General features: G+C 72.3%; 4 protein-coding genes. All 4 read right to left on the bottom strand.

Going from position 1 to position 6798, the window contains the following annotated elements:
- Window positions 1-117 precede the first annotated feature (117 nt).
- The gene (gene hflX / locus DY245_RS26985) at window positions 118-1605 is read right to left on the bottom strand and encodes a GTPase HflX (protein WP_128509824.1); all 1488 of its coding nucleotides are present in this window, start codon (window positions 1603-1605) and stop codon (window positions 118-120) included.
- A 156-nt stretch (window positions 1606-1761) separates the two neighbouring features.
- Window positions 1762-3312, bottom strand: a complete 1551-nt coding sequence (locus DY245_RS26990; RefSeq protein WP_128509825.1) for a M1 family metallopeptidase — start codon at window positions 3310-3312, stop codon at window positions 1762-1764.
- A gap of 143 nt (window positions 3313-3455) precedes the next feature.
- Window positions 3456-5660, bottom strand: coding sequence for a RelA/SpoT family protein (locus DY245_RS26995; protein WP_128509826.1), 2205 nt, complete (start codon window positions 5658-5660; stop codon window positions 3456-3458).
- A 196-nt stretch (window positions 5661-5856) separates the two neighbouring features.
- Window positions 5857-6732 carry a diaminopimelate epimerase gene (gene dapF, locus DY245_RS27000; RefSeq protein WP_128509827.1) on the bottom strand — a complete coding sequence of 292 codons (876 nt, stop codon included), beginning with the start codon at window positions 6730-6732 and terminating at the stop codon, window positions 5857-5859.
- Window positions 6733-6798: the final 66 nt, after the last annotated feature.

Below are 6798 nucleotides of genomic sequence, written 5' to 3' on the forward strand. Positions count from 1 at the left end.
GGCGGGTGGTGCCGGTGACGGCGCCGCCCGCCCCGCCCATGGGTACGACGAAGGCCCGCCTCCGGGAGACCGGAGGCGGGCCTTCGTCGTATGCGGGTCGTTCTGCGCCCGGGGCTGCTACGCCGCCGGCACGAACGGCTGGAACTCGGCGGCCAGCTCCTCGTGCACCCGCGCCTTGAGGACCGTGCCCTCGGCGGTGTGCTCCTCGGAGATGACCTCGCCCTCGGCGTGCGCCCGCGAGACCAGGGCGCCCTGGGTGTAGGGCACGAGGACCTCGATCTCGACCTGCGGCCGGGGAAGTTCCTCGTCGAGCAGGGCCAGCAGCTCCGCCATGCCCTGGCCCGTACGGGCCGAGACCGCGATGGAGTGCTTCTCCTGGCGCAGCAGGCGCTGCAGCACCAGCGGATCGGCCGCGTCGGCCTTGTTGACGACCACGATCTCGGGCACGTTCGTCGCGCCCACATCGCGGATCACCTCGCGTACGGCGGCCAGCTGCTCCTCCGGCACCGGATGCGAGCCGTCGACCACATGCAGGATGAGATCGGACTCGCCGACCTCCTCCATCGTGGAGCGGAACGCCTCGACGAGGTGGTGCGGCAGGTGCCGGACGAAGCCGACGGTGTCAGCGAGGGTGTAGAGCCGCCCGCTGGGCGTCTCGGCCCGCCGGACGGTCGGGTCCAGGGTGGCGAACAGGGCGTTCTCCACCAGCACGCCGGCGCCGGTGAGGCGGTTGAGCAGGGAGGACTTGCCGGCGTTGGTGTAGCCGGCGATGGCGACCGAGGGGACCTTGTTGCGCCGGCGTTCCTGGCGCTTGATGTCCCGGCCGGTCTTCATCTCCGCGATCTCCCGGCGCATCTTCGCCATGCGCTCGCGGATCCGCCGCCGGTCCGTCTCGATCTTGGTCTCACCGGGGCCACGGGTGGCCATACCGCCGCCCGCGGAACCGGAGCCACCGCCACCCATCTGCCGGGACAGCGACTGACCCCAGCCACGGAGCCTGGGGAGCATGTACTGCATCTGCGCCAGGGAGACCTGCGCCTTGCCCTCCCGGGACTTGGCGTGCTGGGCGAAGATGTCGAGGATCAGCGCGGTCCGGTCGACCACCTTGACCTTGACGACATCCTCGAGATGGATCAGCTGGCCCGGGGAGAGCTCACCGTCGCACACCACGGTGTCCGCCCCGGATTCGAGCACGATGTCGCGCAGCTCCAGTGCCTTGCCCGAGCCGATGTACGTGGCCGGGTCCGGCTTGTCGCGGCGCTGGATGACGCCGTCGAGCACGAGGGCGCCGGCGGTCTCCGCCAGCGCGGCGAGCTCGGCGAGCGAATTCTCCGCGTCGTTCACCGTCCCCGTGGTCCATACGCCGACGAGCACCACCCGCTCCAGCCGGAGCTGCCGGTACTCGACCTCGGTGATGTCCTCGAGCTCGGTGGACAGGCCCGCCACGCGGCGCAGCGCCGCACGAGCCGAGCGGTCGTACTGGTCGCCGTCACGCTCCCCGTCGATCTCGTGGCTCCAGGCGACGTCCTCTTCCATCAGGGCGTCGGCCCGAAGGCTCTCGGGGAGGCGCTGCCGGTCCTGCGGAAGGGAAGAAGAGGAGGTCATTTGATCCTTTGCGTCGTTGGGAAGCCCTCAGGGGGGCCGGGTGGTCCCACCAGGACTGTCGTGCCGTTGTCGATGATGTCAACGTCCGAGCCGGCCCGGAGATTCCCGGGCCCGTCGGCGTCGACCTGTTGATGGTCCCACGGCCGCGGAGGGCCGTCACGCGGGTTTTCCGGGGTTTTTGGCCGCGCCCGCGGGCCGCCACTCCGGGCGCCCCGGCATCGGCGGTGTCCGGGCTCCGTAGAGCCACTCCTGGAAGAAGCCGGCGAGGTTCTGGCCGGCGACCTGGGAGGACAGCGCGATGAAGTCGGCGGTGTCGGCCACGCCGTCATGGTGCCGAGCCACCCATTCGCGTTCGAGGCGGTCGAAGGCGGTGGGGCCGATCTTCTGCCGCAGGGCGTACAGGACCAGTGCGCTGCCGTCATAGACGATCGGGCGGAAGATGCTGATCTTCTGGCCGGGGCTGGGTGCCTTGGGCACGGCGGGCGGCCCGCCCTCGGCGCGCCAGCCGTCCGACTGCTGGTACGCCCGGTGCATACGGTCCTCAAGGGAGGCTCGGCCGTCGCCCTTCTCCTGGGCGTAGAGGGCCTCGTACCAGGTGGCATGGGCCTCGTTGAGCCAGACGTCGGACCAGCGGCGCGGGCTGACGCTGTCGCCGAACCACTGGTGGGACAGCTCGTGCACCATCACCGACTCGACGTACCAGTCGGGCAGGTGATCGGCGCTGAACAGGGCTTTTTCGAAGAGCGACAGGGTCTGGGTCTCCAGCTCGAAGCCGGTCCTGGCGTTGGCGATCAGCACCCCGTACGTCTCGAAGGGGTAGGGGCCGACCTTCTGCTCCATCCAGGCCAGGTGGTCGGGGGTTTTGGCGAGCCAGCGCGCGAGGACGGAGCGGTCCGCGGTCGGTACGACATCGCGGATCGGCAGACCGTGCGGCCCGTAGCGCAGCAGCACGCTGGACTTCCCGATGGAGACCTGCGCCAGCTCGGTGGCCATGGGGTGGGCGGTGCGGTAGGTCCAGGTGCGGCCCGCTGCGCGGGTGGCGGCGCCCAGGGGCAGTCCGTTGGCGACGGCGGTCAGCTCCTGGGGCGCGGTGATGTGGAAGGTGAAGAGCGCCTTGTCGGAGGGGTGGTCGTTGCAGGGGAAGACGCGGTGCGCGGCGTCCGCCTGGTTGGCCATCGCCAGCCCGTCGGAGGTGCGGATCCAGCCGCCGTCACCCTTGCCGCCGGGGTCGCTGGTGTGCTCGACGGAGATCTTCAGCTCCTGCCCCCGGGAGATGTGGAAGGCCGGGGTGAGCACCAGGTCCTCGCCGTGCTGCTCGTGCCGCGCGGGCAGGCCGCCGACCCGTACGGAGCGCACGGTGCCGCGGGCGAAGTCGAGATTCAGGTGGTCGAGCTCGGTGGTGGCCCGGGCGGTGATCTCGGTGGTGGCGTTCAGCGGCTGGTCGTTGTGGCCGGAGTAGTCCAGCGTGACGTCGTAGGACATGACGTCGTAGCCGGTGTTGCCGAGCGTGGGGAAGAGTCGGTCACCGAGGCCCTGCGGCCCTACGGCCGGCGGCTCTGCCATGCCGAGGGTGGCGATGGCGGCCAGCCCGAGGGCGGCCGCCTTGCGGCCGGACCACCGGATCCGGCCGCTCGGGCCACGGGGCAGGACACGGTCGGGGACGGGACCGTCGGGGTCGCGGGACGGGCGGCGCAAGGGAAGGGACATGCACTACGGCTACCAACGCGGCCGCCTCACCCGTGGGCGAGCCGGAAAACGGCACCCGAACGGGCGGCGGATCGTGCGTCCGTCTCAGGCCCTGTCCGAGGGTCCGGGCCGACGGTCCGTCAGCAGACCGGCGGTACCGCTGTTCAGGGGCGCAGCGCCGCGGCCTGGCGGGCCCGGCCGGCCCGCAACACGTCGAAGACGCCGGGCACTTGGCGCATGGCGCGCATCAGGGACGGCAGCCCTGAGGCGTTCGGCAGATGCAGCGTGTAGGTGTGGCGGACCCGCTGTTCGTGCGGGGGTTCGACGGCGGCCGACACCACGGCGGCGCCCTGGGAGGCGATCGCTTCGGTGAGGTCGGCCAGGAGATGCGGGCGGCTGAAGGCCTCGGCCAGGAGGGTGACCCGGCAGCCGTGACCGCCCTGGCCGGCGCCCCGCCAGCGCACCCCGACGGGCTGCCGGCCGGTGGCCGCCATCCGCGCCACCACGGGGCACAGGGCGCGGTGCACGGTGACCGTGCCGCCCCGTACGGCGAATCCGGTGACGGTGTCCGGCGGCACCGGGGTACAACAGCCGGCCAGCCGGACCGCGGCGCCGGGCAGATCCGCCACCGCGAGGACCGAGCCGGGGGTGACCGAGCCCGCTCCGGAGCGGTGGTGATCGGCCGTGGGGCGGCCCGTAAGGGGCGTCTCGGCGGGCGTCTCACCGGGGCTTGCCGGGCGGGCGCCGGGCTCCCGTGGTCCGGCCAGCCACCGGGCGATGGCGAGCCGGGCGGCGGGTGTACGGGCGTGGTCGAGCCATTCGGGCGAGGGACCGGCCGCGGAGTCCGGGGCCATCAGCAGCTGCAGGCTGTCGCCGTCGTGCAGGACTGTGGCGAGCGTGGCGAGCCGGCCGTTGACCCGGGCGCCGATGCAGCAGTGCGCCGCCTCGCCGTGCCGTTCGTAGGCCGCGTCGACGCAACTCGCCCCGGCTGGCAGGCCGATGGCGCCCCCCGCGGCGGCGGACGGGCCGCCCGTGCCGTCCGAGGGGGCGTCGGCGCAGAAGACGGTGATCTCCCGGTCCTGGGCGAGGTCGTCGCGCAGCGAGGTCCAGAACGTGTCCGGGTCGGGGGTGGTGCGCTGCCACTCCAGCAGCCGGGAGAGCCATCCGGGGCGGGTCGGGTCGGCCCGCTCGCCCTCGGGGGCGTCCGCGCCGTCCGTGGGGGCGTACGGGTTGCCCAGCGCGATCACCCCGGCCTCGGCGACCCGGTGCATCTGGTGCGTACGGATCAGGGTCTCGGCGATCTCCCCGGACGGGCCGGCGACGGCGGTGTGCAGCGACTGGTAGAGGTTGAACTTGGGGGCCGCGATGAAGTCCTTGAACTCGGAGATCACCGGTGTGAAGCAGGTGTGCAGCTCACCGAGGACGGCGTAGCAGTCGGCGTCCTCCGTCACCAGCACCAGCAGCCGCCCCAGGTCCGCGCCGGTCAGCTCGCGGCGCGCCAGGCGCACGCGGTGCACGGAGACGAAGTGCCGGGGCCGGACGAGGACTTCGGCGTCGATGCCGGCCTCGTCCAGGACCGTACGCACCCGCTGGGCGATCGCGGCGAGCGGATCGGGCCGGGCGGCGTACTCCATGACCAGGCTCCGGGTGGTGGCGTACTCCTCCGGATGCAGGATCGCGAAGACCAGGTCCTCCAGCTCGGCCTTGAGCGCCTGGACGCCGAGGCGTTCGGCGAGCGGGATCAGCACATCGCGGGTCACCTTGGCGATCCGGGCCTGCTTCTCGGGGCGCATCACCCCGAGGGTGCGCATGTTGTGCAGCCGGTCGGCGAGCTTGATGGACATCACCCGGACGTCGTTGCCGGTGGCCACCAGCATCTTGCGGAAGGTCTCGGGCTCGGCGGCCGCGCCGTAGTCGACCTTCTCCAGCTTGGTGACGCCGTCGACGAGATAGCAGACCTCCGCGCCGAACAGGTCCCGGACCTGATCGAGCGTCACTTCCGTGTCCTCGACGGTGTCGTGGAGCAGGGAGGCGGTCAAGGTCGTGGTCTCCGCGCCGAGTTCGGCGAGGATGAGGGTCACCGCGAGCGGGTGGGTGATGTACGGTTCACCGCTTTTTCGCAGTTGGCCGCGGTGCGAGGACTCGGCGAGCAGATAGGCCTTGGCGAGGGTGTCCAGGTCGGCGTCCGGGTGGTGGCCGCGGTGCACCTTGGCGACGTGTTCGAGGGCGTGCGGGAGGCCGTCGCGCGGGGCCGGGCCGAGGAGTGCGGCGCGCCCGATGCGGCGCAGCCCTCTGAGTTCCAGTCGGCGGCGGCCGCGCTTGCGGCCCGCTGCTCCAGGGTTACCAGGGTTAGTGGCCTCTGCGCTCATGGGCACCTCCGGCAGCGTCGACCGGCGGTGGGACGCGTCAGTTCGGACGTCCGGGCCGGTGCTTGATGCTATCGAGCCCATCACGCAGCGCTGTCCGCCTCTCGCTCAGAGTGATACGGATCACCCGTTCGAGCGAATCTTTTGGCCGGAACCGTTTCGCCCGGCCCGCACCGGGCCGGGTCCGCGGCGGGCCCCGTCAGGCGAGCGCGGCGGTCAGCCAGGCGGGGTCGAAGGTGCCTTCGGCGACGATCTCAGCCGGGCCGGTCATCTCGACCGTGCCGTCGGGCAGCTCGGTGATCGTCAGGCTGCCGCCGAGCACATCGACCCGGTACGTGACGGGCGCGCCGGTCTCGGCCGGGTCCAGGCCGTCCCTGCGGGCGGCGGCGACGGCGACCGCGCAGGCGCCGGTCCCGCACGAGCGGGTCTCGCCCGAGCCGCGCTCATGGACCCGCATCGCCACATGGCGCGGGCCGCGGTCGACGACGAACTCGATGTTCACGCCGTCGGGATAAACCGACGCCGGGCCGAACGGCGGTACGGCCAGCAGGTCACCGGCGTGGGCCAGATCCTCGACGAACGCGACGGCGTGCGGATTGCCCATGTTCACATTGCGGGCCGGCCAGCTGCGGCCGTCGAGCGTGACGACGACGCTCTCCTCGGGGAGTTCGGCGCGGCCCATGGAGACCGTGACATCGCCGGTCTTGGCGAGGTGCACACGGCGCACTCCGGCGCGGGTGGCGATGGCGAGATCGCCGGCCTCGACCAGGCCGGCGTGCAGCAGATAGCGCGCGAAGACCCGGGTGCCGTTGCCGCACATCTCGGCGATCGAGCCGTCGCCGTTGCGGTAGTCCATGAACCACTCGGCCTCGTCGGCCTGGGCGCGCGCCTCGGGGTGCGCGGCGGAGCGTACGACGCGCAGCAGGCCGTCGCCGCCGAGGCCGGCCCGCCGGTCGCAGATCCTCGCGACGGCGGTCGCGGGCAGATCGAGCCGGCCGTCCGGGTCGGGGACGATCACAAAGTCGTTCTCGGTGCCGTGGCCCTTGAGGAAGGCGTGGCGCTGCGTGCTGGTCACCCTTGCATCGTACGGGGAGGCGGGGGTGGTGGTGGAACCGGCCGTGTGGGGGGCTGGGGGCGGTAC

The sequence above is a fragment of the Streptomyces inhibens genome (genome assembly GCF_003389455.1).
Lineage (GTDB): Bacteria > Actinomycetota > Actinomycetes > Streptomycetales > Streptomycetaceae > Streptomyces > Streptomyces inhibens.

What these genes read in the sequence shown, in the direction of transcription:
- hflX (WP_128509824.1), bottom strand. Translation starts at nt 1,605, where the DNA reads ATGACCTCCTCTTCTTCCCTTCCGCAGGACCGGCAGCGCCTCCCCGAG.
- DY245_RS26990 (WP_128509825.1), bottom strand. Translation starts at nt 3,312, where the DNA reads ATGTCCCTTCCCTTGCGCCGCCCGTCCCGCGACCCCGACGGTCCCGTC.
- DY245_RS26995 (WP_128509826.1), bottom strand. Translation starts at nt 5,660, where the DNA reads ATGAGCGCAGAGGCCACTAACCCTGGTAACCCTGGAGCAGCGGGCCGC.